The following is a 25,923-nucleotide window of genomic DNA, read 5'->3' as shown; positions in this document are numbered from 1 at the left end:
GTACTCCCGGCGCGGGCGAGGGGAACCGGCGGTGGAACCGGGCACGTCGGGTGGTGCGCGGCGCGTGTGCGGTGATCCGGGCCTCCCGGCCGGGTCTGCGTAGTCTCGGGGCGTGGTCGTGAGCGCCGGACTGTTGCTGCACCGGACCGGTCCGTCCGGGCCCGAGGTCTTCCTCGCGCACATGGGCGGGCCGTTCTGGCGGAACCGGCCGCGTGCCTGGTCGATCCCGAAGGGGCTGGTCGAGGCGGGCGAGGAGCCGCTCGGCACCGCGCTGCGCGAGTTCGCCGAGGAGATCGGCGTGCCCGCCCCGGTGACCGCCGCTGACCTGACCGACCTGGGGGAGTTCCGCCAGGCGTCGGGCAAGCGGGTGCGGGTCTTCGCGGCACGGGCGTCGGAGTTCTCGGTCGACACCGTGCGGAGCAACACCGTGCGGCTCGAGCTGCCGCGCGGGTCGGGGCGGTTCGTCGAGGTGCCCGAGGTGGACGACGCGCGGTGGGTCGGGCTCGACGAGGCGCGGGAGCTGGTGGTGGCCGGGCAGGTCGCGGCGCTCGACGCCCTGGTCGCGCTGGGTCGCGCTGCTGGCGGTTCCTGACGCGCCGCTCGTGGTCGTCGAGGGGTCACGAACTGTCGTCCGGAGGGCCTCCAGACGACACTTCTCGGCCACCCGGCGATCGGCGCGCGGTATGTCGTGACCACTCGGCGGAGCCCTCTTGCTCGTGTCGGACACCGGACACGAGCCGCGTCCTCCGGATAGCCTGAGTGGGTGTCGGGTTCTCCGGCGCCACATCAGGGGAGTACGCATGCGGCGCTGGCGCGCGGTCACGGCTGGGCTGACGGCCCTCGCACTCGGCGCAGGATTCGCGATCGGCGGCGTGACCAGCGCATCGGCCGAGCCGGTCGGCAACTGGGGGACCTTCACCCTCAGCGGAGCGAGCCGGGCGTACACCGGCACGATGACCCTGGCCGGGTTCCCCGAGACGACCTTCACGTCCGACTCCCGGCAGTCGACCGTCGTCAGCGGGGCATCGACCTGGCAGTCCGCCGGGACACCGTCCGGCGAGGTCTACGGGACGAGCCGCGGCCAGACGTACATGAACCAGCGGCCGAACGTCGACTCGTCCACGTCCGGCGCCTCGACGACGACCTACACGTTCGCGGAGCCGACGCCAGGCGCGCAGAGCTGGTCGTTCGTGCTCGGCGACGTCGACGCCGACCGGGCGACCATCTCGGCCACCGTCTCCGGGGGCGGCGCCGCGACCGCCGAGCAGCTCGGCTACGAGAGCTCCTACAACTCGTGCTCGGCCGCCGTCGCCGGAGGGCCATCGTGCACCGCGGACCCCGACGGCACCACCGGGCAGGACCTGCCCTCGTGGGACCCCACCACCCGGACCCTGACGGGGAACACCGGCGCCGTCGACACCGCCGGCGCCACGGCGTGGTTCACGCCGACCGTCTCGCTCGCCAGCCTGACGATCACGTACCAGCAGCGCAGCGGGTTCCCGGTGTACCAGACCTGGTTCGCCAACCGCACCGCCGCGATCACCGGCACGGCGACCCTCGACGGAGCGCCGATCCCCGGCGCGATCGTCCGCGTCACCGCTCCGCGCGGCACCGTGTACACGACGACGACCAACGCCGACGGCACCTACGCGTTCCCGCAGCTGCCGGTCATCGCGAACTACCGCGTCGAGATCACCCCGCCGGACGGCGCCGAGGGTCCTGACCAGCCCACGAGGGTCTCCCTCGCGCAGGCAGGCTCGCCGGGCGGCGTGGACCAGCAGGCCGACTTCGCGTTCACGTCGCCGGAGGACACCGTGTCGGTCATCGGCACCGTGGTCGACGAAGGCGGCCGACCGGTCTCGAACCTCGAGGTCGTCATCACCGACCCGGTCACCGGGGACGTCCTCGTCGACACCACGACGAACAGCGACGGCGCCTACACCGGCTCGGACCTGCCGGCGGACACCGAGCTCGACGTGTCCGTCGCCGACGAGCCGCCCGTGACCATGACGACCGGCGACGACGACGCGGCACCGGCGGTCCCCGACGAGATCGACGCCCCGGCCGCGGTCGTCGCGACGGTCGCCGGCGTGGTCTCGCTCGACGGTTCACCCGTGCGCGCAGGAGTCGTCGTCGAGCTCGTCGACGACGAGGGCACCCTGGTCGCGGCGACGCAGACCGATGCCGACGGTCGCTACGTCTTCACCACCGCAGCGGGCACGTACACCGTCCGGACCGAACGGCCCGAACCGGGGGCGACCGGGGCGACGTCGAACACCGGTGTGACGGCCGTCGCCGGCGAGCGTGCTTCGTCCGACCTGCCGTTCGCCTCCGCAGCCACCGCCGCCGAGATCACGACCGATCAGCCCGGCACCGTCGTCGACACGAACGGCGAACCCGTTCCCGACGTCGAGGTCGTCGCGGCTCCGACGGACCCGCAGTCCGGCGATCCCGTGTCGGTCGTCACGGACGACGACGGTGCGTTCGACCTGACCGGACTGGAGCCCACGACCGAGTACGCCGTCTCGGTCGACGTCGAGGGGGCCCCGACGGCGACCGTCGTCACCCCGGAGTCGGGGGCTGCGACGCCGCTGGCGTTCGTCGTGCGGGCTGCGGCGAGTCCGGCTCCGGTTCCGGCTCCCGCGCCGTCGCCGTCGCCGAGCGGCGCGCCTTCGGCGACTCCGACCGACCCCGCCGCCGGGTCGGGCTCCGCACCGGTGTCCGGCCAGGGCGAGGCGGGGGACGGTGGACCTCTCGCCTCCACGGGCGCGGACCTCGGCCCGGGGCTCATCGCCGCCGGGGTGCTCGTGCTGCTCGGTGCGGCGCTGCTGACCTACCGCGCGGTGCGCAACCGCCGCCGTACGGACCACCTGCAGGACTGACCGCGCGGCGGGCGCGGCGGGCGCGGGCGGGTTCGCCGAGGTTGCACGACACGCCGCCCACGTACGCCGAGGGGTCACGAACCGTCGCCCGCCGAGCCCGCAGACGACAGTTCAAGCGCCCCCGATGCCCCACCAACGGCAAGTCCTGACCACTCGACGCGCCGACCTCCCGCGTCCGCCGCAGTCGCACAACGCGCCGCCCGGGTCCGCCGAGGGGTCACGAACCGTCGCCCGCCGAGCCCGCAGACGACAGTTCAAGCGCCCCCGACGCTCCGCCAACGGCAAGTCCTGACCACTCGACGCGCCGACCTCCCGCGCCGCCGCAGTCGCACAACACGCCGCCCGGGTACGCCGAGGAGTCACGAACCGTCGCCCGCCGAGCCCGCAGACGACAGTTCAAGCGCCCCCGACGCCCCGCCAACGGCAAGTCCTGACCACTCGACGCGCCGACCTCGCCGACCTCGCCGACCTCGCCGACCGACCACTCGACGCGCCGACCTCGCCGCCCGCGCCGGCCCTCAGCGCGTCCGCGGGCGCCGCACCGAACCCGTGACGACGCCGATCGACCCCGTGACCGTCTGGATCGCCCGCCCGACGACCGGCACCGACGTGGTGACGACCGCGAGCGACGACGTGATGGCCTCGATGGACGATGTCGACAGGTGCTCCTGCGTGTGCGTGTGCACCGGGAACCCGCGGCGCGCCAGCACGACGACCCCGAGCGCCCCGACCAGCACCGCGCCGCCGGCGAACGGCAGGTACTGCAGCCCGACGATCCCGAGTGCCTGCCCGCCGAACGCTGCGCCACCGGCGATGCCGATGTTCGACGCCCCGTTGACCAGTGCGCCTGCGATGTCGGGGGAGACGCCTCCGGCACGGATCGCCGCGGCCATGAAGAGCGTGCCGGTCGTGCCGTTCGCAGCCATCCACACCCCCGCGACGACCATCGTCCCGATCAGGGAGCCGTGCACGAACGGCATCGTCGCGAAGGCCACGGCCATCACGGCGACCGAGGCGATCAGCGTCTGCCGGGGCGCACGGTCCACGAACATGCCGGCGAGCCAGAGCCCGACGACACCGGTGCCACCGAGCACGAGCAGCGCCCCGCTCACCATGCCGGCGTCGAGCCCGGCGTCGATCGCGTACGGCCCGATGTAGGTGTAGACGACGTAGTGCCCGCCGAACAGGAGCATGTCGGCGATCACGACGGACAGCAGGCCGGTGCGCGCCCAGGCCTTCGGCGACCCGATGTGCGGCGACGAGGCACCGCGGACGGCGGGCAGGAACAGCAGGGCGACGACCGCGAGTGCCGCTGCGGCCACACCGACGGAGAACACGGCCTGGCGCCAGCCGATGTGCTGCGCGACCCAGGTCGCGACGGGCACGCCGAGCACGAACCCGAGCGAGCTGCCCGAGTACACGAAGGCGATCGCCCGCCCGGCGAGCCGCGGCGGCACGATCCGGGTGGCGTACGCCGAGGCGACCGAGAAGAACAGTGCGTGCGCGATGCCGCCGACGACACGTCCGGCGCAGACGACCGCGAAGGACGGTGCGAGCGCGACCATCAGGTTCGACACGGTGTAGCCGACGAGCGTGGCGACGAGCACGGTCTTGCGGGGCAGCTTCGCGGTGAACGCGGTGAGCGGCAGCGCGAGGAGTGCGACGGCCGCGGCGTACACGGTGATGACGATGCCCATGGTGGCCTCGGTCACGCCGAGGTCGGCGCTCATCGTGCCGAGCAGCCCGACGGGCATGAGCTCGGTGGTGATGGCGAAGAACGTGGCCAGTCCGAGCACGGCGATGCCGACGATCGACTGGGTGGTGACGGTGATCGGCCGCGTGTGGGTCGACACGGCCGAGGTGGTGGTGTTGGTGGACACGCTGCTGACCTCCTTGCGAGGCACGGTGGAGCGCGCGACGATGCCGATCGTTCTGACGGCGGTGACCGGGAGGGTCTGCTGGGCGCGCTCGCTGGCGGATGTGGATGATGTGGGTACGACTCCACGACGAGTGCGCTGCTCCAGTGTTGCACGACGGAATGGCGCTCGCGAGGGCATCCAGCAAATACATCGGAGCGCTCCAACGAAACACTCAGCTCCGGCCACAGGGACGGCACCGCCGCTCAGTACTCGTTCGTCACCCGGCCCTGGACCCCGCCGCCGCGCAGCTCGATCGTCAGTGTGCCGCTCCTGGACTGCGCGGACATCGACACCGATCCGTGCAGCGCCGCCTGCCGCGGGAAGCACGCCGTCGACGACTCGATGCGGTCCGCCGTCGCCACCAGGCAGATCGTCGACCGGTCCGTCCCGATGCCGGCCCAGACGTTCCAGGGCGTCTCGGCGGTCCCGCCGTCGAGCGCCCGGTTCGTGAAGACCAGTCGCGTCGTGTGGAGACTCACCGGCGCCGCGACCGGCCCCGGCAGCTGGTCGGCGTACGTCTGCGGGACGTCGAGCAGCTGCTCGAGCGTCACCGTCCCCGCCGTCGGCGTGACGCTCGGCGCCGCGGCGACGTCCGGGCGCGCGGTCCCGACGAGTGTCCCGGCCGCGAACGCCACGCCCACCGCCGCAGCCGCACCGCCCGCGATCCACGCGCGTGGACGCTCCGTCCACAGCCAGCGACGCCACCGGGACCGCGCGGTGGGCACGGCCTGGAGGCCCGGCTCACCCCCGCCCTCGACGGTCCCGTCATCGGAGTGGTCACCCGCACCGCCGTCGGTCGCCTTCGACACGTCGGCTGCAGCAGGCAGGGCAGCCCCGCTGACCGGCAAGGACACGGGACCGGCCGCGGGCACCTGCACGGGCACGGACGCGGGCTCTGGACCCGACCGTGTCGCGGACGGGAGGGACGTGGGGGCCGGATCCGTGCCTCCCGGCAGTGGATCCCGCGCCATCGCGACCGCACGCGCGCGGGGTCGCCGTCCGCGTTCCAGGTCCTGCAGGGCGATCCGGGCGCGCGCAGCGTCCGCCGGGCTCGATCCTGCTCCCCAGGCGACGGCCTCGAGCCGTGCCCGTTCCGCTGCCACGTCGTCGTGGGCCATGCGCACTCCCGCTCTGCCGGTCGCGTGGACAGGTCCATCGTGGCACCGCGCAGCCGTGCGCGCGCACCCAGAACGAGGGAGTAGGCGTGGTGCATGAGCACCGACCCCATGCCGCAGCACGACGCCGACGCCGAGACCCTCGAGCCGCTGAGCCACGACACCCAGTCCGGCGAGGCCGACTACGTCGCGACCAGCCCCGGCGGTGCCGGCACGGAACGCCACGTGCCGACCGCCGACGAGGAGCAGGGCCGCGGCACCGAGTACGACCCGGTCGACCAGGGACCGCAGCAGGAGGGCCAGGGCGGCTAGCGGACCACCCGTCGCAGCACGGCGCGTTCGCCGTAGGTCCAGGCCGCACTCGTCACGACGTAGAGCGCGGCGGCGAGCGGTGCGATCGCCGCGAACACGACCGTGATGAACGGCACGTACCGACCCACGGCGGCGGTCGCGGCGGACCCGGGGGCACCCGGTTCCGGTGCCGGTACCGGGTTCCAGTGGGCGTTCGACCGGCGGCTGAGCTCGACGACGACCGCCAGCACCGCCAGCAGGACCAGCACCACCCAGGCGTGCACCCACAGCGGCGACGTGAGCGTGACGACGAGCGAGTGGCCGAGCGGGACCCCGACGAGCGTCGCCTCCAGCAGGGCGTTCGCGGTGCCGTCGATCGAGGCGTGCGTGAACAGGGCGTAGACGAGCGACACCACGGGTGCCTGCGCCAGGACGGGCAGGCAGCCGGCCAGCGGCGAGACCTTCTCGTCGGTGTACAGCTGCTGCACCGCTCGCTGCAGCCGCTGGCTGTCGCGGCCGTGGCGCTTCCGCAGCGCCGCGAGCTGTGGTGCGAGGCGCCGGCGGTCCCGTTCGGCCCGCACCTGCAGCACGGACAGCGGGACGAGCACCAGGCGGACGGCCAGGGTGAGGAGCACGACGGCGATCGCCGCGGCGAACGAGCCGGCGACGGGGGAGAGCGCCGCGGTGAGGGCGGTGACGAGGTCCGCGCCGCCGTGCAGCAGCGGGCCGACGAGGGGCAGGGTGGACAGGTCCATGACGGTTCCGATCGGTGGTGGGTCAGCGGGGTGCGTGAGCGGCCCGACCACCGGTCGGTGGTCAGGCCGGGGTCGCGACCCCCGGTGCCCGTGAGCGGACGTGGCCGTCGGCGTCGGGGTGGCTCCATCCGATCCGGGTGACCAGGTCGGGCACAGCCGACCGGTCCGACACGGCTGCCGATCCGACCCCGAGGACGGCCGCGAGCACCGCGACGAGCAGCCGGGCGACGACGACGGTCACGGCGACCGCGGTCAGCCCGAGTGCCGCCACGGCCAGCAGGGGCAGCACCCCGGCGGCCGGGTCGCCGAGCACCAGCGCGGCGGTGGCGCGGAGCAGCAGCAGGACGGCGGTCATGGTCCGTTCAGCGTAACGCCCGCGTGCCGTCGAGGACCGGAAGGTGCGGCGGGGGAGGATCACGGCATGACCGCAGGTTCGCCGAGCACCCCAGCGACCGTCGCGCTCGAGACGGCCGGGGTCCCGTACACGCCGCACGTGTACGAGCACCACGAGAGCGCCACCAACTTCGGAGAAGAGGCGGCCGCCGCCCTCGGGCTGCGCGAGGAGCAGGTCTTCAAGACCCTGGTCGTCTCCGTCGACGGCACCCTCGCCGTCGCGATCGTGCCGGTGGCGAACCGGCTCGACCTCAAGGCGATCGCCGCCGCGGTCGGGGGCAAGAAGGCGACGCTGGCCGATCCGGCCCTCGCCGAGAAGCGCACGGGCTACGTCGTCGGCGGCATCAGCCCGGTCGGCCAGAAGACCCGGCTCCGCACCGTGCTCGACGAGTCGGCGCTGTCGTACGCGAGCATCTTCGTGTCCGGCGGACGTCGCGGATTCGACATCGAGGTGGCGCCGACGGACCTCGCGCGGATCACCGAGGCGGTCTCCGCAGCCATCGCGCGGACCTGAGTCGAGTCGCCGCAAGTTTCTTCCGGACCCGGGAATGACCCGAGCCCTCCTGCGTTGCATTGAGTCGAAGGCACTCAAGTTCCCCAGGAGGTCCCTTTGCCAGAGACGTTCGGCCCGACCGGTAGCAACGACTCGTTCGACGAGTTCCTCGCCCGCCTGCTCGCGGCACAGCGCACCGGTGACCAACAGCGCGTCCGCGCGTTCGGTCGACCGGTCGACATCACCCGGCTGCTCAGCCGCCGGACCCACGAGCTGCTCCAGCACACCGCCGAGTACGCGGTCGCGCAGGGGCAGCGCGAGATCGACGCACTGCACATCCTGCACGTGCTCGTCCGCACCGAACCGTTCGACGCCGTCGTGCGTTCCGCCGGGGTCGACCCCCAGCGACTCGCCGAGGAGATCGAGCAGCGCCTGCCGATGGCGCACGAGCCGCTGGCCGAGCAGACCGGCCGCCCGGCACTGACCGGCACCGCCCAGCGCATCCTCGTCGAGGCGACGCAGGCCGCGCGGGGCTTCGGCAGCACCTACACCGACCCCGAGCACGTCTTCTTCGCGCTCGTGATGGACCAGGAGACCGTGACCGGTCAGCTGCTCGCCAGCGCCGGGATCACCCCGCAGGTCATGCAGGACTACGCCCAGCAGGCCGCGGCAGCAGCACGAGAGGGGCGCCCCATGCCCGGAACACCCGACGCCGTCGGCGCCGATCAGGCCACCGACAGCGACACCCCGACGCTCGACCAGTTCGGCACCGACCTCACCCAGCGCGCCCGTGACGGGCACGTCGACCCGGTGATCGGCCGCGCCGACGAGATCGAGCAGACCGTCGAGATCCTGCTCCGTCGCACCAAGAACAACCCGGTGCTGATCGGTGAGCCCGGCGTCGGCAAGACCGCGATCGTCGAGGGCCTCGCCCAGCGCATCGTCGACGGTGACGTCCCCGCCCTGCTGCAGGGCAAGCGGGTCGTCGCGCTCGACCTGCCCGGCATGCTCTCCGGCACCCGCTACCGCGGCGACTTCGAGGAGCGCCTCACCAAGGCGATGGACGAGATCGCGGCGCACGCCGACGAGCTCATCGTCTTCGTCGACGAGCTCCACACCGTCGTCGGCGCCGGTGGCGGCGGCGAGGGCGGCTCGATGGACGCCGGCAACATCCTCAAGCCCCGGCTCGCCCGTGGCGACCTGCACCTGGTCGGCGCGACCACGCTCAACGAGTACCGCCGGATCGAGAAGGACGCCGCGCTCGAGCGCCGGTTCCAGCCCGTCACGGTGGGGGAGCCGAACGTCGAGGACGCCGTCGCGATCCTGACCGGCCTCGCCCCGCGCTACGAGGAGCACCACGGCGTCGTCTACACGCCCGAGGCACTCCGCGCGGCGGTCGAACTCTCGCACCGCTACGTGACCGACCGGCACCTGCCGGACAAGGCCATCGACCTCATCGACCAGGCCGGTGCACGCCGCCGCCTCGCCCTCTCGGGCGACGTCGACGTCGAGGCACTGCGTGCGCAGGTCGCCGACCTGACGGCCCGCAAGGACCGCGCGGTCGCCGAGGAGCACTACGAGGAAGCGTCCGACCTGCGTGACGAGATCGTCGGACTGGAGGCCCGGATCACCGCCGCCTCGTCGGCGGACGCGAGCCGCGCCTCCCGTCCGGAGTCCGCGGACACCTCGATCACGGAAGGTGACATCGCCGCCGTGGTCTCACGTGCCACCGGGATCCCGGTGACCCGCCTCGGCTCGGCCGACAAGACGCGGCTCGCCGCACTCGAGTCCGAGCTGCACGACCGCGTCGTCGGCCAGGACGACGCCGTGCGGGCGATCGCGAAGGCGGTGCGGCGCAGCCGGACCGGCATGGGTGACCCGCGCCGTCCGGTCGGCAGCTTCCTGTTCCTCGGCCCGACGGGCGTCGGCAAGACCGAACTCGCGAAGGCCCTGGCGTCGTCGCTGTTCGCTGACGAGTCCGCCATGCTCCGCTTCGACATGAGCGAGTTCGGCGAACGCCACACCGTCTCCCGTCTGGTCGGTGCCCCTCCCGGGTACGTCGGCTACGACGAGGCCGGCCAGCTCACGGAGCGTGTCCGCCGCAACCCGTACTCGGTGATCCTGCTCGACGAGGTCGAGAAGGCCCACCCGGACGTCTTCAACCTGCTGCTGCAGGTCCTCGACGACGGCCGGCTCACCGACGGGCAGGGGCGGACGGTCGACTTCCGGAACACCGTCGTCATCATGACGTCGAACATCGGCTCGGAGTTCCTGGCCTCCCGCTCGGGAGCGCTCGGATTCTCCCCGGTCGGTGCGACGGACGGATACGCCGAGGACGACCTGCGGGCCCGCGTGATGGGCAAGCTGCGCGAGGCGATGCGTCCCGAGTTCATCAACCGCATCGACGAAATCGTGCTGTTCCGCAAGCTCGACCGGTCGCAGATCACGTCGATCGTGTCCCTGCTGCTGCAGGACACGGCGCTCCGGCTGGTCGCACAGGACATGCTCCTGTCGGTGTCCGACGCGGCGGTCGACTGGCTCGCCGAGCACGGGTACGAGCCGGAGTACGGCGCCCGCCCGCTCCGTCGGCTCATCCAGCGCGAGGTCGACGACCGCATCGCGACCCTCGTGGTCGAGGGCGGGGTCACCGCGGGTGACACCGTGCGGATCGACGTCGAGGGCGACTCCCTGACGGCGAGCGTCGCGGAGCACGCGGCGGTCTAGTCCGGTCGCACGCGCACACGAAGGCCCGGTACCGATTCGGTACCGGGCCTTCGGCGTGCACGGACCGCCACGGTGTTCGGGAATGCAATTCCGGACGTTTTCCGGAAAAGGGGTTGCGCTCCGAATTGCGGTGCCGATAGTGTTCACTCGTCGCGAACGGTCGAACATTCGACCCGGACGACTCCGCCAGCTCGAGACCGAAAGGGGGCCGACCCATGATGATCACAACGACCACTCCGTTCCGTGGAATCCGTGGACGCGTCGGTACCCCGTTCCGCGTCCGCTGACCCGGGGCGTCCCACTCTCCTGACACCTGTGCCTCCGGGCACCGTGCGCTGAGCCGATCAGGCTCGCGCAGCACCGGTTCGTTCGTCTGCTGAACGGCTCGACGGCCCGTTGATGCGTGCCGTCCGATCTGCGCGGACGACGCCGGAAGAATGTCGGTGGACAGTGCGACGCTCTCGGGGTCGACGAGCATTCCGCGATCGTTGTCCGAACATTTCCGGACCATCCCGGAGTGCATTCTCACGCATTCAATTCCTGCTGCCCGCAACCCGGGCGGATTCGTCATGCCCGACACCCGGGCAGCTCTGCCGTGCCCTGAAGGGGAACACCGTGTCCACGAAGACCACCACCCGTCCACCCGATACCCGCGCGGTGCGCCGCCGGGTCTCACTCGCCGACCGCATCGCACTCCGAGTCGGGATGTCGCTGATCATCTGGAGCCGACGCACCCGCAAGGAGCGGCCCGAGGTCGACCTCGCCACGCTGGCCCGCCTCGAGCGCGAACGCCAGCAGCGCGAAGCCGACTGGATCACCCAGGGCGCCGCCATGCGGATGTGGCGCTGACCGGCGGCGCGCCGGTGCCTGCGCCGGCCGCGCCGCACGCACGCTCGGTGCGAGGTTCCGTCCACCGTGACCGCCCCTCGGGGTGGCACCACGTCCGGAACCTCGCACCATGCCGGGCACCCCTCGCACCGTGCGGGGCGTCCGGACGCACTCCGGGCCTCCCGTACCGTTGGCGGGTGACCGAAACCGCAGCTGCACTCGTCGAACGCCTCACCGCCCTCGTGCCGGACTTCCCGAAGCCGGGGGTGCTCTTCCGTGACGTGACGCCGGTGTTCTCCGACGCCGTCGCGTTCGGGCGCGTGTGCGAAGCACTCGCGGCACCGTTCGCGGTCGGAGCCGGGTTCGACGCCGTCGCCGGCATCGAGGCCCGCGGCTTCGCGCTGGCCGGGGGCATCGCCGCCCAGCACCAGGTCGGTGTGCTCACCGTGCGCAAGGCGGGCAAGCTCCCCGGCGAGGTCCTCAGCGAGCAGTACGCGCTGGAGTACGGCGAGGCCGAACTCGAACTTCGCCCGGGCCAGCTGCCCGCGGGCACGCGGGTGCTCGTCGTCGACGACGTCCTGGCCACCGGGGGCACCGGAGCCGCCACCATCACGCTGCTCGAACGGGCCGGGTACCAGGCGATCGGCTTCGCCGCCCTGCTCGAGCTCGACGGCCTGGACGGGCGCGAGCGTCTCGAGCCGCGGCTGCCCGTCGCGACGCTCGGCGCCGTGCCGGCCTGAGCGCGGGCGACCGCACGGTCCCCGCGGGCGTCCGCACGCGAGCACGTCTCGCACTAGTCTTGACGCACCATTTCGATCGAGGAGTCCCATCATCGTGACCGAGTCAGTCGCACCCGCGCCCGCCGAGCTTCCCCAGGCACCCGAGCCCCGGACCGCGACGACGACCACGACCGGCACCGAGCTCTTCGACGGTGAGCGCGGCGTCGTCGCGATCCGCGTCGACGGTGTCCTGAAGGACCTCGCAGCGGACGTGCAGGCCGGCGAGACCGCCGAGGCCGTCACCCTGCAGGAGCAGGACGGGCTCGACATCCTCCGGCACTCGGCCGCCCACGTGCTCGCGCAGGCCGTGCAGCAGATCAACCCGGACGCCAAGCTCGGCATCGGGCCGCCCGTCACCGACGGCTTCTACTACGACTTCGACGTCGCCGAGCCCTTCACCCCCGAAGACCTCAAGGCGATCGAGAAGGGCATGGACCGCATCGTCAAGCAGGCCCAGCGCTTCCGTCGCGTGGTCGTCACCGACGAGCAGGCACGCGAGCTGATGGCGGGGGAGCCCTACAAGCAGGAGCTCATCGGCCTCAAGGGTGCGGCGACCGACGGTGACTCCGGCGAGAGCGTCGAGGTCGGTGCCGGCGAGCTCACCGTGTACGAGAACGTCGACCCGAAGTCGGGCGAGGTGCTCTGGCAGGACCTCTGCCGCGGCCCGCACGTCCCGCACACCCGGTGGATCGGCAACGCCGCCAAGCTCATGCGCGTCGCCGCTGCGTACTGGCGCGGCTCCGAGAAGAACCCGCAGCTGCAGCGCATCTACGGCACCGCCTGGCCCGACAAGGACCAGCTCAAGGCGTACCTGGTGCGCCTCGAGGAAGCCGCCAAGCGCGACCACCGCAAGCTCGGCGCCGAACTCGACCTGTTCTCGTTCCCCGACGAGATCGGTTCCGGCCTGGCGATCTTCCACCCGAAGGGCGGCATCATCCGCCGCGAGATGGAGGACTACTCGCGCCGTCGGCACGAGGAGAACGGCTACTCCTTCGTCTACACGCCCCACATCACCAAGGGCGACCTGTTCGAGACCTCCGGGCACCTCGGCTGGTACAAGGACGGCATGTTCCCGGCCATGCACATGGACGAGGCGAAGGACGAGGACGGCAACGTCACGCGTCAGGGTGCCGACTACTACCTCAAGCCGATGAACTGCCCGATGCACATCCTGGCGTACCGGTCGCAGCCCCGCTCCTACCGTGACCTGCCGCTCCGGATGTTCGAGTTCGGCACGGTCTACCGCAACGAGAAGTCGGGCGTCATCCACGGCCTCACCCGCGTGCGCGGCATGACCCAGGACGACGCACACATCTTCACCACGCAGGAGAAGATGAAGGAGGAGCTGACCACGACCCTCGAGTTCGTGCTCTCGCTCCTGCGCGACTACGGCCTCGACGACTTCTACCTCGAGCTCTCCACCAAGGACCCGGAGAAGTACGTCGGCGACGACGAGGTCTGGGACGTCGCGACGAACACCCTGCGGGAGGTCGCCGAGGAGTCCGGCCTCGAACTCGTGCCCGACCCCGCCGGCGCCGCGTTCTACGGCCCGAAGATCTCGGTGCAGGCCCGCGACGCCATCGGTCGCACCTGGCAGATGTCGACCGTGCAGCTCGACTTCAACCTGCCGGAGCGCTTCGGCATCGACTACACCGCGGCCGACGGCTCCCGCCAGCGTCCGGTGATGATCCACCGCGCGCTGTTCGGCTCGATCGAGCGTTTCTTCGGGGTGCTCACCGAGCACTACGCGGGTGCGTTCCCGGTGTGGCTGTCGCCCGTCCAGGTCGTCGGCATCCCGGTCGCGGCCGAGTACGGCGACTACCTCGACGAGGTCATCGCGAAGCTCCGAGCGAACGGCGTGCGCGCCGAGGTCGACCACTCGGACGACCGCATGCAGAAGAAGATCCGCACGCACACCAAGGCGAAGGTGCCGTTCCAGCTCATCGCCGGTGGCGACGACCGCGACGCCGGCGCCGTCAGCTTCCGCTTCCGCGACGGCCGCCAGGACAACGCGGTGCCCGTCGACGAGGCCGTGGACCGCATCCTCACCGCGATCCGCGAGCGCGCGCAGGTCTGATGGCACAGTCGGGAGGCCCGGAGCAGGCCGCGGGGACCGGTCACGTCGACGACGTGGCCGGTCCCACCGCCCCCGCGGGCACCGAGGGCGCGGACACCGATCCGCTGGTGATCCGCGACGCGGCCACCGGTGCAGCCGTCCCGGACGCGTTCCAGCGGCTCTGGAACCCGCACCGGATGGCCTACATCGACGCGGGCCGCGAAGGCCGGGGTCGCGGGCACGACGACGACTGCCCGTTCTGCGAAGCCCCGCGGATGTCCGACGAGGACGCCCTGATCGTGGCCCGGGGCGAGCACGCCTACGTGCTGCTCAACCTGTTCCCGTACAACAACGGGCACCTGCTCGTCTGCCCGTACCGGCACGTCCCGCTGTACGACGAGGCCACGCCGGACGAACTGCGCGAGATCGGCGAGCTGACGCAGACCGCGATGCGGGTGCTGCGCGAGGTCTCGCACTGCGACGGCTTCAACATCGGCATGAACCAGGGCGAGGTCGCCGGTGCCGGAGTGGCCGCACACCTGCACCAGCACATCGTTCCGCGGTGGCAGTCGGACGCGAACTTCTTCCCGATCATCGCCCGCACGAAGTCGATGTCGCAGTTGCTCGGCGAGACGCGTCGACTCGTCGCCGACGGGTGGCCCCGGGCGCACTAGACTGGTCGGCATCATGAGCGACAGCACCAGCACCTCCGGCACCCCTGGCACCTCGATCACCGGCTCCGACCGCGTCAAGCGCGGCCTCGCCGAGATGCTCAAGGGCGGCGTGATCATGGACGTCGTCGACGCCGAGCAGGCCCGCATCGCGGAAGAAGCCGGCGCGACCGCCGTCATGGCCCTCGAGCGCGTCCCCGCCGACATCCGTGCGCAGGGCGGCGTCGCCCGCATGTCCGACCCCTCGATGATCGAGGAGATCATCGCCGCGGTGTCGATCCCCGTCATGGCGAAGGCCCGCATCGGTCACTTCGTCGAGGCGCAGGTGCTGCAGGAGCTCGGTGTCGACTACATCGACGAGTCCGAGGTGCTGTCGCCGGCCGACTACGTGAACCACATCGACAAGTGGAAGTTCACCACCCCCTTCGTCTGCGGTGCCACCAACCTGGGCGAGGCGCTCCGTCGCATCACCGAGGGCGCGGCCATGATCCGCTCCAAGGGCGAGGCCGGCACGGGTGACGTGTCCGAGGCCACCAAGCACATCCGCACCATCACCAAGGAGATCGCGGCGCTCCGCAACCTGCGTGACGACGAGCTCTACGTCGCCGCCAAGGAGCTCCAGGCCCCGATCGACGTCGTGCAGGAAGTCGCCCGCACCGGCAAGCTCCCCGTCGTCCTCTTCACCGCCGGTGGTGTCGCCACCCCGGCCGACGCCGCGATGATGATGCAGCTCGGCGCCGACGGTGTCTTCGTCGGGTCCGGCATCTTCAAGTCCGGCGACCCGGCGGCCCGTGCCGCCGCGATCGTCAAGGCGACGACGTTCCACGACGACCCCAGGGTCATCGCCGAGGTCTCCCGTGGTCTGGGCGAGGCGATGGTCGGCATCAACGTCGCCGACGTCCCCGCACCGCACCGCCTCGCCGAGCGTGGCTGGTAGTCCGACGACCGGCGCTCGGCCCCGCATCGGGGTCCTGGCGCTGCAGGGTGACTTCCGCGAGCACATCGCCTCGCTGACCGAGCTCGGCGCCGACGTGGTGCCGCTCCGTCGGGCAGAGGAGATCGAGACCCTCGACGGTGTCGTGATCCCCGGGGGCGAGTCGAGCGTGATGGACAAGCTGTCCCGCGCGTTCGGCGTCGCCGATCCCCTCGCCGACGCGATCCGCGGTGGCCTGCCCACCTACGGCACCTGCGCCGGCATGATCATGCTGTCGTCGCGGATCACCGACGGCATCAGCGGTCAGCGGACCCTCGACGTGCTCGACACCACCGTGCGCCGCAACGCGTTCGGTGCGCAGAACGACTCGTTCGAGATCGACATCCCGATGCCCGACCTCGGTGAGGCCCCGGTGCACGCGGTGTTCATCCGGGCCCCCGTGGTGGAGCAGCGCGGCGACGACGTCCACGTCCTCGGCGTACTGCCCGACGGGCAGGTCGTGGCGGTGCAGCAGGGCAACGTCATCGCCAGCGCGTTCCATCCCGAGGTCGCCGGCGAGGACCGCTTCCACCGCCGGTTCCTCGACCTGGTGCGCAGCGCCTGAGGCGTGACCGCCCGCCCGCCGCACCGGCGGGACGGAAGCCGCGCCGCGCCTCCAGGCCGGTGTTCGGCCCACAGGGCCGCTAAACTGAGCGGGACTTTCCGCAATACGCAAGGAGAACCGTGTCCGGGCATTCCAAGTGGGCAACGACCAAGCACAAGAAGGCGGTCATCGACCAGCGCCGTGCCAAGTCGTTCGCCAAGCTGATCAAGAACATCGAGGTCGCCGCGAAGATGGGCGGTGCCGACATGTCCGGCAACCCGACCCTGGTCGACGCCGTGCAGAAGGCGAAGAAGACCTCGGTCCCCAACGACAACATCGACCGCGCCGTCAAGCGCGGTGCGGGTCTCACGGGCGAGACCATCGAGTACACGACGATCATGTACGAGGGCTACGGCCCCAACGGCGTCGCGATGCTCATCGAGTGCCTCACGGACAACAAGAACCGTGCTGCGGCCGAGGTCCGGACCGCGATGTCGCGCAACGGCGGCACCATGGCCGACCCGGGCAGCGTCGCCTACAACTTCTCGCGCAAGGGCGTCATCTCGGTCACGAAGACGGACGGCCTCGACGAGGACACCGTGATGACCGCGGTGCTGGACGCCGGGGTCGAGGACGTCATCGACCAGGGTGGCGGCTTCGAGATCATCACCGAGGCGAGCGACCTGGTCGCCGCCCGCACCGCCCTGCAGGACGCCGGCATCGACTACGACTCCGCCGACGCCGAGTTCGTCCCGGGCCTCAAGGTGCCGGTCGACGCCGAGACCGCCCGCAAGGTGTTCCGCCTGATCGACGCGCTCGAGGACTCGGACGACGTGCAGAACGTCTACTCGAACTTCGACATCCCCGCGGACGTCCAGGCCGAGCTCGACGAGGACGAGGGCGAGTAACCGTGCTCCGTGTGCTCGGGGTGGACCCCGGGCTCACCCGGTGCGGCGTCGGCGTCGTCGAGGTCGCACCGAACCGGCGCGCACGACTCGTCCACGTGACGGTCGTGCGCACCCCGCCGGACATGCCGCTCGAGCAGCGGCTGCTCCGCATCGCGGACGGCATCGCCGCCGAGATCGACGAGCACCACCCCGATGCGGTCGCCGTCGAGCGGGTGTTCGCGCAGGCGAACGTCCGCACCGTGATGGGCACCGCGCAGGCGGCCGGCCTGGCGCTGCACGCCGCGGCCGCCCGCGGCCTGCCCGTCGGGCTGCACACGCCGTCCGAGGTCAAGGCCGCCGTCACCGGCTACGGCAACGCCGACAAGCGTCAGGTGCAGACCATGATCGCGCGCGTGCTCGGGCTCGACGAGGCCCCGAAGCCGGCCGACGCCGCCGACGCGCTCGCGTTGGCCGTGTGCCATGCCTGGAGGCTCGGATCACCCGACGCCGCCGGCTCGCGTGCCACGAACCTCACCCCCGCACAGCGCGCCTGGCGGGACGCCCAGGGCGGCACCGTCGACTCGCCGCTGGCCCGCGCGGCCGCCGCCGCGGCCCGCCCGCAGCGTGGCAGGTCGGCGTCGTCGGTGGGCGGCCCTAGGCTCGGAGCATGATCGCGAGTCTCCGGGGCACCTGCATCGACATCGCCGGCTCGGCCGTGGTGATCGAGGTCGGGGGAGTCGGGTACGCCGTCACCGTGACCCCCGCACACGCGCTCACGATGCGCCACGGGTCCGAGGTGTTCGTGCGGACCGCCATGATCGTGCGCGAGGACGAGCACCTGCTCTTCGGCTTCGAGTCGACCGACGCGCTGCAGGTGTTCGACCTGCTCCGTGGGGTCTCCGGTGTCGGTCCGAAGTCCGCGATGGGCGTCCTGGCCCACATGGACCCGGCGCAGATCGCGAACGCCGTCGCGAACGAGGACGACGGCGCGTTCCGCAAGGTCTCCGGCATCGGCCCGAAGACCGCCAAGCTCATCATCGTCGCGCTCTCCGGCAAGCTCGTGGCCTTCGAGCAGGCTGCCGTGGTCGCCGCCGCACGGGGGACCGCAGTCCACCCCGCCGCGGTCGACGTCGTCTCGGCGCTCATCGGCCTCGGCTGGCGCGAAGACGCGGCACAGACCGCGGTCGACGACGCCGTCGCCAACGAGCCCGGTGCCGCCGCGATGGGTACCCAGGCCCTGCTCCGCGCCGCCCTCGGTGCGCTCCGACCCGCGGCAGCCGGCCGGTGAGCGGCATCACGTCCGCCGGCGCCGAGTCGCAGGAAGAACTCGCGTTCGAAGGCGCGCTCCGTCCCCGCTCGCTCGACGAGTTCGTCGGGCAGCGCAAGGTCCGTGGGCAGCTCGACCTGCTCCTCAAGGCCGCGGGCATGCAGGAGCGCACGCCCGACCACATCCTGATGGCGGGTCCTCCCGGCCTCGGCAAGACCACGCTCGCGATGATCGTCGCGCACGAGACCGGGCGACCGCTGCGCATGTCGAGCGGCCCGGCGATCCAGCACGCCGGAGACCTCGCCGCCGTGCTGTCGTCGCTGGTGCCGGGCGAAGTGCTGTTCATCGACGAGATCCACCGCATGGCCCGCTCGGCGGAAGAGATGCTCTACCTGGCGATGGAGGACTTCCGCATCGACGTGATGGTGGGCAAGGGTGCCGGTGCGACGAGCATTCCCCTCGACCTCGCACCGTTCACGCTCGTCGGCGCCACCACCCGGGCCGGCCTGCTGCCGAACCCGCTGCGCGACCGCTTCGGGTTCACCGCCCACCTCGAGTTCTACGAGAAGGACGAGCTCGAGCAGGTCCTGATCCGAGCGGCCCACCTGCTCGAACTCGACATCGACCGGACCGCCCTGCGCGAGATCGCCGGACGCTCCCGTGGCACCCCGCGCATCGCGAACCGCCTGCTCCGCCGGGTGCGCGACTACGCCCTCGTGCACCGCACCACCGACGGCATGGCCGCGGTCCAGGGTGCGCTCGACCTGTACGACGTCGACGAACTCGGCCTCGACCGCCTCGACCGTGCCGTCGTCGAGACCATGCTGACGCGGTTCGACGGGGGTCCGGTCGGCCTGAACACCCTGGCCGTCTCCGTCGGCGAGGAATCCGAGACGATCGAGTCGGTCGTCGAACCGTTCCTCGTCCGCGTCGGACTCGTGACCCGCACCCCCCGCGGGCGCATCGCGACACCGCGGGCCTGGCGACACCTCGGCCTCACCCCGGGGCAGGGCGACGGCGGGCAGCCCGGGCTCTTCGACGACCCGGAATCCACCGTCTGACCGCCGATCAGTCGGGTGACATGCCACGGACACCGGCGTGCCCTAGACTGCTACGGCCCGAAACCGAGCAACCAGAGAAGGCAACGCATCATGGGTCAAGAAGTCATCCTCATCGTCATCGTCGTGGCGTTCGCGGCCTTCATGTTCTACAACAGCCGCAAGCGCAAGAAGCAGCAGGCCGAACTCGTGGACAAGATGGTCCCGGGCGCGAAGGTCATGCTGTCCTTCGGCCTCTACGGCACGCTCCTCTCCGTGAACGAGGAGAAGGTCACCGCTGACGTCGAGATCGCACCGGGGACCATCGTCACCGTGCACCGTCAGACCCTGTCGCGCGTCGTCGACGACAACGCGTCCGACGTCGAGACCACCACGTCCACCGAGGACGAGCCGAAGCCGGTGGCCGAGCTCAACGGTGAGCCGGTCTACGGCGAGCGGGTCGACACCGACCGTGTCGACGAGACCGACGCCACGAAGCGCAAGTCCGACGACTGACGCCCTCGGCCGCCGGGTCGTCTGACCCGGCGGCCTCCCTCTGCCGTCGCACGGTGTGCCGACGGTCCTGAACAGAAAGACGAGACGACCGGTGGCACGATCGACACCCGTCAAGAAGGCGCTGCGCTCGCTCACCTGGTTGGTGATCCTGATGGCGATCCTCGCCGGCGTGAACACCGCCGCGTCGATCCTCGCCGGCTCTTCGAAGGACGACACCGACAAGTGGTACCAGGGCGCGAGCTGGGTCCCCGAGCTGGCTCTGGACCTGCAGGGCGGCACGCAGCTGACCCTGGCGGCGCAGAACACCGAGGGCGACTCCGTCACCTCGCAGCAGCTGCAGCAGGCGGTGAACATCATCCGCCAGCGCATCGACGCCACCGGTGTCTCCGAGTCGGAGATCAACACCCAGGGCGCGAACAACATCGTCGTCTCGATCCCGGGTCGCCCCGACAAGGCCACGATCGACCGCATCGAGGCAGCGGCCAAGCTGACCTTCCGTCCGGTGCTCTTCACCGAGGCCGCGACGAACTCCGCCGTCGGTGACGACGGCAAGGGCACCGCATCGGCCACGCCGTACTCGCCGCCGGCCTCGCTCGCCGCGACGCCGAGCGCGAAGCCGACCAACGCGAGCGACCTGAACTGGGTCACGCCGAAGCTGCAGGACCTGTACACCAACTACAACTGTGCGGCTCCGGACGACGTCACCACGGCGCCCGACGACGAGCCCCTGGTCACCTGTGACCAGGACGGCGCGGGGAAGTACATCCTCGGACCGGTCGAGGTCTCCGGCGCCGACATCAGCAACGCCACCTCGGGTCTCGCCACCGACTCGCAGGGCACGTCGACGGGGCAGTGGGCCGTCAACCTGACGTTCAACGGCGAGGGCTCGAAGGACTTCCGCACCGTCACGAACCGTCTCGTCTCGCTCCAGCAGCCGCAGAACCAGTTCGCGATCGTGCTCGACGGTTCGGTCATCACCGCGCCGACGACGAACTCCGCGATCACGAACGGCAAGGCGCAGATCACCGGGTCGTTCACGGCCGAGTCGTCGAAGACCCTGGCCGACCAGCTGAAGTACGGTGCGCTGCCGATCAACTTCCAGGTGCAGTCGAACGAGAACATCTCGGCGACGCTCGGCACCGCGCAGCTCATCGGTGGCCTCGTCGCCGGTCTGATCGGTCTGATCCTGGTGATCATCTACTCGGTCATCCAGTACCGGGCCCTGGCGTTCGTCACCGTGCTGTCGCTCGGGATCGCCGCGGTGCTCACCTACCTGGTGATCGCGATCATGTCGTGGCGTGTCGACTACCGCCTCTCGTTGGCGGGTGTGGCGGGTCTGATCGTCGCGATCGGCATCACGGCGGACTCGTTCATCGTCTACTTCGAGCGCATCCGTGACGAACTCCGCGACGGCCGTGCCCTCGAGAGCGCGGTCGAGTCCGGCTGGAAGCGTGCACTCCGCACGATCCTGGCGTCCGACGCGGTGAACTTCCTCGCCGCCGTCACGCTCTACGTGCTCGCGGTCGCCGACGTGAAGGGCTTCGCGTTCACGCTGCTCCTCACGACCCTCATCGACATCGTGGTGGTCGCGCTCTTCACCCACCCGATGATGCAGCTCATCGCCCGCAGCCGGTTCTTCGGCGAGGGCCACCGGTTCAGTGGTCTCGACCCGGCAGCTCTCGGTGCCGTCTACCGGGGGCGCGCACAGTTCCGCGCACCCGTCGTGGACGGCAAGCGCCAGCGCAGTGCCGGTGAGGCACAGCGCCGACAGACGATCGCGGAGCGGAAGGCCCAGCAGGCCTCCGGCGACAACGGCTCGACGCCGGACGGGAAGGACGACTGATGGCCAGCTTCAGCCAGTTCGGCAGCGACCTGTACACGGGGAAGCGGTCGTACGACATCATCGGGCGCCGGAAGACCTGGTACCTCATCGCCCTCGCGATGATCGTGATCTCGCTCGTCACCCCGTGGCTCCGTGGCGGGTACCAGCTCGGCATCGAGTTCACCGGCGGCTCGGAGTTCACGATCTCCGACGTCAAGACGCTCGACCAGAACCTCGCCACCGAGACCGTCGAGGACGTCGTCCCGGAGTCGATCCCGCGCGTCTCGCAACTCGGCACGCACGGCATCCGCGTGCAGACGGGGCAGCTCACCGACCGGCAGACGACCGAGGTGCAGGACGCCCTGGCGAAGGCCTACGACGTCCCGGAGAGCCAGGTCGCCGCGACCTTCATCGGCGCGACGTGGGGTGCCGACGTGCTCGCGCAGGCCATCCGTGGTCTCGTGATCTTCCTCGCCCTCGCCGCGGTCTTCATGACGCTGTACTTCCGCACCTGGAAGATGTCGCTGTCCGCGATGGCGGCGCTGCTGCACGACCTGCTCATCACCGCGGGCGTGTACGGCATCGTCGGGCTCGAGGTCACGCCCGCGGCGGTGATCGGGTTCCTGACGATCCTCGGGTACTCGCTCTACGACACCGTGGTGGTCTTCGACAAGGTGCGCGAGAACACCGCGCAGGAATCGATCCGGACGTTCAAGCAGTCGGTCAACCTCGCGGTGAACCAGACCCTCGTCCGATCGATCAACACCTCGGTCGTGGCGCTGCTGCCGGTCGCGGCGATCCTCTTCATCGGGTCGTACGTGCTCGGCGCCGGTACCCTTCGCGACATCTCGCTCGCGCTGTTCATCGGCATCATCGTCGGCACCTACTCGACGATCTTCATCGCATCGCCGATGTACGCGCAGCTGCGCGAGAACGAACCGAAGATCAAGGAGTCGGACGCCAAGAAGACCCAGGCGGCCGAGAAGCGCCGGCGTGAGGTCGACCCGGCAGAGGCGAACGTCTGATGCCCATCGAGATCCAGGAGATCGACGTCGCCGAGGCCCAGCGCCGCATCGACGCCGGAGCCCGGCTGTTCGACGTCCGCGAGCAGGGGGAGTGGGACGAGGTCCACGCTCCCCAGGCCACGCTCGTGCCGATGTCGGAGTTCGTGGACCGCTGGCAGGAGATCGACGGCGGCGACCAGCCGGCCATCATCGTCTGCCACTCCGGCGGTCGGTCGTCGCGCATCGTCGCGGCGCTCGAGCAGTCGGGCGTGCCGGCCGTCAACCTCTCCGGCGGCATGCTCGCCTGGGAGCAGGCGGGGGCGCCGGTGGAGCGCGACGCCCAGGGCGAACCGCGTCACGGGCACTGACCGGGGACGCGTAGTCTTGTCGGATCGAGCTCGGATCGAGCTCTCGGACCGAGTCCTGGGAGGCGCATCATGACGGACACCCGCGAAGAGCCGTCCGCGCCGAGCCGCCCGGGTTCCGCCCCGCGGCCCTCGAGCCCGATCGGTCCGAACACCACCGGCAACCTCGGTTCCCTCCGCTCGCTGCTGCCGCGCCTGTTCTCGCGCGCCCAGCCGGCCGGCGCGGTGGACACGCTGATCCGCACGGTCCGCTCGCACCACCCCAAGGCCGATGTGACACTCATCGAGCGTGCGTACTCGGTCGCCGAACGCGCGCACGACGGTCAGAAGCGCAAGTCCGGTGAGCCGTACATCACGCACCCCGTCGCGGTCGCGCAGATCCTGGCCGACCTCGGCATCGGCACGATCACCATCGCGGCCGCGCTCCTGCACGACACGGTGGAGGACACCGACTACCAGCTCGACCAGCTGCGGGCCGACTTCGGCGACGAGATCGCGATGCTCGTCGACGGCGTCACCAAGCTCGACAAGGTCAAGTACGGCGACAGCGCGCAGGCCGAGACCGTCCGCAAGATGGTCATCGCCATGTCGAAGGACATCCGCGTCCTCGTCATCAAGCTCGCCGACCGCCTGCACAACGCCCGCACGTGGGGCTTCGTCGAGTCGGCCTCCGCCACGCGCAAGGCGAAGGAGACGCTCGAGATCTACGCGCCGCTCGCGCACCGGCTCGGCATCCAGATGATCAAGCTCGAGCTCGAGGACCTGTCGTTCGCGGTCCTGCACCCGAAGCTCTACGTCGAGATCGACAGCCTGGTCAAGGAACGCCAGCCGAAGCGCGAGCAGTTCGTCCAGAACGTCATCGGCACCCTGAAGAAGGACCTGAAGGCCGCCAAGGTCCGCGGCGACGTCATGGGCCGGCCGAAGCAGTACTACTCGATCTACCAGAAGATGATCGTGCGGGGTCGTGAGTTCGACGAGATCTACGACCTCGTCGGCATCCGCGTGCTCGTGCCGACCGTGCGCGACTGCTACGCCATGCTCGGCTCGGTGCACGCCCGCTGGACCCCGCTGCCCGGTCGCTTCAAGGACTACATCGCGACCCCCAAGTTCAACCTGTACCAGTCGTTGCACACCACGGTGCTCGGACCGCAGGGTCGTGCGGTCGAGATCCAGATCCGTACGCACGAGATGCACCAGCGCGCCGAGTTCGGTGTCGCCGCCCACTGGAAGTACAAGCAGCGCGCTGCCGGCCGTGACGCCGGTACCTCGTCGACCACGGACGACCAGGACATGGCGTGGCTCGCCCACATCACCGACTGGCAGGCCGAGACCAGCGACCCGGGCGAGTTCCTCGACTCCCTTCGCTACGAGATCGGTGCCAAGGAGACCTACGTCTTCACGCCGCAGGGCAAGGTCATCGGCCTCCCCGCCGGAGCCACCCCGGTCGACTTCGCCTACGCGGTGCACACCGAGATCGGCCACCGCACGATGGGTGCGAAGGTCAACGGCCGCCTCGTCCCGCTCGAGAGCCAGCTGTCCAGCGGCGACGTCGTCGAGATCTTCACGTCGAAGAACCCCGACTCCGGCCCCTCGCAGGACTGGCTGCAGTTCGTCCGCAGCCCCCGCGCACGCAACAAGATCAAGCAGTGGTTCACCAAGGAGCGCCGCGAAGAGGCGATCGAGCAGGGTCGCGACGCCATCGCCCGAGCGATGCGCAAGCAGAACCTGCCGCTCCAGCGCATCATGAGCCAGGACAGCATCGCCGAGGTCGCCTCGTCGATGCGGTACGAGGACGTCTCCGCCCTGTACGCCGCCATCGGCGAAGGCCACGTCTCGACGCAGTCGGTGATCGAGAAGGTCCTCGGCAACGTCCAGACCGAGACCGAGACGGACGAGCCCGAACTCGCGTTCCCGCGCCAGGTCACCAGTCGTCAGCTGCGCACGAGCGACAGCGGCGTCTTGGTCCGCGGTGCGCCCGACATCCTCGTGAAGCTCGCGAAGTGCTGCACACCGGTGCCGGGCGACCAGATCGTGGGCTTCATCACCCGTGGCCAGGGCGTCTCGGTGCACCAGTCGTCGTGCACCAACGTGAAGTCGCTCATGAACGAACCCGACCGGATGATCGAGGTCGAGTGGGCTCCGTCGTCGAAGTCGGTGTTCCTGGTGCAGATCCAGATCGAGGCGCTCGATCGGTCGGGCCTGCTCAGCGACGTCACCCGGGTGCTGACCGACCACCACGTGAACATCCTGTCCGCGACGGTGTCGACCTCGTCCGACCGTCTCGCACTGAGCCGGTTCGTGTTCGAGATGGGCGACACCATCCACCTCGACCGCGTGCTGAACGCGGTGCGACGCATCGACGCCGTCTACGACGTCTACCGCGTCAGCGCCGGCTAGCGGCAGGGCCCCGCGCGGCCCGTCCGTCGCCCGTCGCCCGTCGACCGGTCACGGCTCGTCGCACGGGCGCCGTCGACCGGTCACGAACCGTCGACTGCGGCCCTGCCAACCGACAGTTCGCGACCACTCGGCGACCGCGAGCGGGGTGCCCTGACCGCTCGCACGCTCCGACCGGAGGCCCGTAGCAGCCCCACCCGGCGCCTCC

At 70.8% G+C, this 25,923-nt stretch carries 24 protein-coding genes; 20 read left to right on the top strand and 4 right to left on the bottom strand.

Going from position 1 to position 25,923, the window contains the following annotated elements; genetic code table 11:
- Positions 1-112 precede the first annotated feature (112 nt).
- Entirely contained in the window at positions 113-592 is a 480-nt protein-coding gene (locus DEJ35_RS06710) for an NUDIX domain-containing protein (protein ID WP_110859988.1), read from the top strand.
- A gap of 208 nt (positions 593-800) precedes the next feature.
- Entirely contained in the window at positions 801-2,882 is a 2,082-nt protein-coding gene (locus DEJ35_RS06705; protein ID WP_111192355.1) for a collagen binding domain-containing protein, read from the top strand.
- A gap of 518 nt (positions 2,883-3,400) precedes the next feature.
- Here the strand turns inward: DEJ35_RS06705 and DEJ35_RS06700 are convergent.
- On the bottom strand, positions 3,401-4,762 hold the full coding sequence (locus DEJ35_RS06700) for an MFS transporter (protein WP_146238519.1): 1,362 nt from the start codon (positions 4,760-4,762) through the stop codon (positions 3,401-3,403).
- Positions 4,763-5,004: 242 nt separating this feature from the next.
- Complete coding sequence (locus DEJ35_RS06695; RefSeq protein ID WP_146244762.1) at positions 5,005-5,655, bottom strand: hypothetical protein; 651 nt, start codon at positions 5,653-5,655, stop codon at positions 5,005-5,007.
- A 357-nt stretch (positions 5,656-6,012) separates the two neighbouring features.
- On the opposite strand from DEJ35_RS06695, the gene DEJ35_RS06690 reads away from it, so the two are divergent.
- The gene (locus DEJ35_RS06690) at positions 6,013-6,228 is read left to right on the top strand and encodes a hypothetical protein (protein ID WP_027465592.1); all 216 of its coding nucleotides are present in this window, start codon (positions 6,013-6,015) and stop codon (positions 6,226-6,228) included.
- Here DEJ35_RS06690 and DEJ35_RS06685 read toward each other — a convergent pair.
- Together DEJ35_RS06685 and DEJ35_RS06680 are read right to left on the bottom strand one after the other, a co-directional pair.
- A complete protein-coding gene (locus DEJ35_RS06685; RefSeq protein WP_111192348.1) occupies positions 6,225-6,962 on the bottom strand; it encodes a membrane protein insertase YidC in 738 nt (245 codons plus the stop codon). The two genes, DEJ35_RS06690 and DEJ35_RS06685, sit on opposite strands and share 4 nt — an antisense overlap.
- 61 nt (positions 6,963-7,023) lie before the next feature.
- Positions 7,024-7,317: a hypothetical protein gene (locus DEJ35_RS06680; protein WP_111192345.1), complete on the bottom strand. Its 294-nt coding sequence runs from the start codon at positions 7,315-7,317 to the stop codon at positions 7,024-7,026.
- A gap of 66 nt (positions 7,318-7,383) precedes the next feature.
- On the opposite strand from DEJ35_RS06680, the gene ybaK reads away from it, so the two are divergent.
- The 17 genes from ybaK (at position 7,384) to DEJ35_RS06595 (ending at position 25,718) form a co-directional block, all read left to right on the top strand.
- Positions 7,384-7,869, top strand: a complete 486-nt coding sequence (gene ybaK, locus DEJ35_RS06675) for a Cys-tRNA(Pro) deacylase (RefSeq protein ID WP_110860000.1) — start codon at positions 7,384-7,386, stop codon at positions 7,867-7,869.
- A 96-nt stretch (positions 7,870-7,965) separates the two neighbouring features.
- On the top strand, positions 7,966-10,572 hold the full coding sequence (locus DEJ35_RS06670) for an ATP-dependent Clp protease ATP-binding subunit (RefSeq protein WP_111192342.1): 2,607 nt from the start codon (positions 7,966-7,968) through the stop codon (positions 10,570-10,572).
- 615 nt (positions 10,573-11,187) lie between these two features.
- Positions 11,188-11,421, top strand: coding sequence for a hypothetical protein (locus tag DEJ35_RS06665; RefSeq protein ID WP_146238520.1), 234 nt, complete (start codon positions 11,188-11,190; stop codon positions 11,419-11,421).
- 176 nt (positions 11,422-11,597) lie between these two features.
- Positions 11,598-12,140 carry an adenine phosphoribosyltransferase gene (locus DEJ35_RS06660; protein WP_110860004.1) on the top strand — a complete coding sequence of 181 codons (543 nt, stop codon included), beginning with the start codon at positions 11,598-11,600 and terminating at the stop codon, positions 12,138-12,140.
- Positions 12,141-12,234: 94 nt separating this feature from the next.
- Positions 12,235-14,256, top strand: a complete 2,022-nt coding sequence (thrS, locus tag DEJ35_RS06655) for a threonine--tRNA ligase (protein WP_111192339.1) — start codon at positions 12,235-12,237, stop codon at positions 14,254-14,256.
- Positions 14,256-14,909, top strand: coding sequence for an HIT domain-containing protein (locus DEJ35_RS06650; protein WP_258370335.1), 654 nt, complete (start codon positions 14,256-14,258; stop codon positions 14,907-14,909). Before thrS ends, DEJ35_RS06650 begins: the two co-directional genes overlap by 1 nt.
- A gap of 13 nt (positions 14,910-14,922) precedes the next feature.
- Positions 14,923-15,843 (top strand): pyridoxal 5'-phosphate synthase lyase subunit PdxS, encoded by a 921-nt coding sequence (pdxS, locus tag DEJ35_RS06645; protein ID WP_027465600.1) that lies wholly within the window; start codon positions 14,923-14,925, stop codon positions 15,841-15,843.
- Positions 15,833-16,444, top strand: coding sequence for a pyridoxal 5'-phosphate synthase glutaminase subunit PdxT (gene pdxT / locus DEJ35_RS06640; RefSeq protein ID WP_110860008.1), 612 nt, complete (start codon positions 15,833-15,835; stop codon positions 16,442-16,444). Before pdxS ends, pdxT begins: the two co-directional genes overlap by 11 nt.
- 119 nt (positions 16,445-16,563) lie before the next feature.
- The gene (locus tag DEJ35_RS06635) at positions 16,564-17,331 is read left to right on the top strand and encodes a YebC/PmpR family DNA-binding transcriptional regulator (protein WP_017887357.1); all 768 of its coding nucleotides are present in this window, start codon (positions 16,564-16,566) and stop codon (positions 17,329-17,331) included.
- A gap of 2 nt (positions 17,332-17,333) precedes the next feature.
- Positions 17,334-17,981, top strand: coding sequence for a crossover junction endodeoxyribonuclease RuvC (gene ruvC / locus DEJ35_RS06630; protein WP_035808297.1), 648 nt, complete (start codon positions 17,334-17,336; stop codon positions 17,979-17,981).
- Positions 17,978-18,598, top strand: a complete 621-nt coding sequence (ruvA, locus tag DEJ35_RS06625; protein WP_027465602.1) for a Holliday junction branch migration protein RuvA — start codon at positions 17,978-17,980, stop codon at positions 18,596-18,598. Before ruvC ends, ruvA begins: the two co-directional genes overlap by 4 nt.
- The gene (ruvB, locus tag DEJ35_RS06620) at positions 18,595-19,638 is read left to right on the top strand and encodes a Holliday junction branch migration DNA helicase RuvB (RefSeq protein WP_111090832.1); all 1,044 of its coding nucleotides are present in this window, start codon (positions 18,595-18,597) and stop codon (positions 19,636-19,638) included. Before ruvA ends, ruvB begins: the two co-directional genes overlap by 4 nt.
- Before the next feature lie 90 nt (positions 19,639-19,728).
- Positions 19,729-20,130, top strand: a complete 402-nt coding sequence (gene yajC, locus DEJ35_RS06615) for a preprotein translocase subunit YajC (protein WP_111192337.1) — start codon at positions 19,729-19,731, stop codon at positions 20,128-20,130.
- A 91-nt stretch (positions 20,131-20,221) separates the two neighbouring features.
- Positions 20,222-21,973, top strand: a complete 1,752-nt coding sequence (secD, locus tag DEJ35_RS06610; protein ID WP_110860016.1) for a protein translocase subunit SecD — start codon at positions 20,222-20,224, stop codon at positions 21,971-21,973.
- The gene (gene secF, locus DEJ35_RS06605) at positions 21,973-22,977 is read left to right on the top strand and encodes a protein translocase subunit SecF (RefSeq protein WP_111192334.1); all 1,005 of its coding nucleotides are present in this window, start codon (positions 21,973-21,975) and stop codon (positions 22,975-22,977) included. Before secD ends, secF begins: the two co-directional genes overlap by 1 nt.
- Positions 22,977-23,324 carry a rhodanese-like domain-containing protein gene (locus DEJ35_RS06600; protein ID WP_071403840.1) on the top strand — a complete coding sequence of 116 codons (348 nt, stop codon included), beginning with the start codon at positions 22,977-22,979 and terminating at the stop codon, positions 23,322-23,324. The genes secF and DEJ35_RS06600 overlap by 1 nt, the downstream gene beginning before the upstream one ends.
- Before the next feature lie 69 nt (positions 23,325-23,393).
- The gene (locus DEJ35_RS06595) at positions 23,394-25,718 is read left to right on the top strand and encodes a bifunctional (p)ppGpp synthetase/guanosine-3',5'-bis(diphosphate) 3'-pyrophosphohydrolase (RefSeq protein ID WP_231495664.1); all 2,325 of its coding nucleotides are present in this window, start codon (positions 23,394-23,396) and stop codon (positions 25,716-25,718) included.
- Positions 25,719-25,923 lie beyond the last annotated feature (205 nt).

This window comes from Curtobacterium sp. MCPF17_051 (assembly GCF_003234595.1).
Lineage (GTDB): Bacteria > Actinomycetota > Actinomycetes > Actinomycetales > Microbacteriaceae > Curtobacterium > Curtobacterium flaccumfaciens.
The sequence above is the reverse complement of the archived record's forward strand: the minus strand, read 5'-3'. Positions and strand labels throughout refer to the sequence as shown.

Coding starts and splice junctions, on each gene's coding strand:
- DEJ35_RS06705 (WP_111192355.1), top strand. CDS start 801: ATGCGGCGCTGGCGCGCGGTCACGGCTGGGCTGACGGCCCTCGCACTC.
- DEJ35_RS06690 (WP_027465592.1), top strand. CDS start 6,013: ATGAGCACCGACCCCATGCCGCAGCACGACGCCGACGCCGAGACCCTC.
- DEJ35_RS06685 (WP_111192348.1), bottom strand. CDS start 6,962: ATGGACCTGTCCACCCTGCCCCTCGTCGGCCCGCTGCTGCACGGCGGC.
- DEJ35_RS06680 (WP_111192345.1), bottom strand. CDS start 7,317: ATGACCGCCGTCCTGCTGCTGCTCCGCGCCACCGCCGCGCTGGTGCTC.
- ybaK (WP_110860000.1), top strand. CDS start 7,384: ATGACCGCAGGTTCGCCGAGCACCCCAGCGACCGTCGCGCTCGAGACG.
- DEJ35_RS06650 (WP_258370335.1), top strand. CDS start 14,256: ATGGCACAGTCGGGAGGCCCGGAGCAGGCCGCGGGGACCGGTCACGTC.
- pdxS (WP_027465600.1), top strand. CDS start 14,923: ATGAGCGACAGCACCAGCACCTCCGGCACCCCTGGCACCTCGATCACC.
- ruvA (WP_027465602.1), top strand. CDS start 17,978: ATGATCGCGAGTCTCCGGGGCACCTGCATCGACATCGCCGGCTCGGCC.
- yajC (WP_111192337.1), top strand. CDS start 19,729: ATGGGTCAAGAAGTCATCCTCATCGTCATCGTCGTGGCGTTCGCGGCC.
- secF (WP_111192334.1), top strand. CDS start 21,973: ATGGCCAGCTTCAGCCAGTTCGGCAGCGACCTGTACACGGGGAAGCGG.
- DEJ35_RS06600 (WP_071403840.1), top strand. CDS start 22,977: ATGCCCATCGAGATCCAGGAGATCGACGTCGCCGAGGCCCAGCGCCGC.
- DEJ35_RS06595 (WP_231495664.1), top strand. CDS start 23,394: ATGACGGACACCCGCGAAGAGCCGTCCGCGCCGAGCCGCCCGGGTTCC.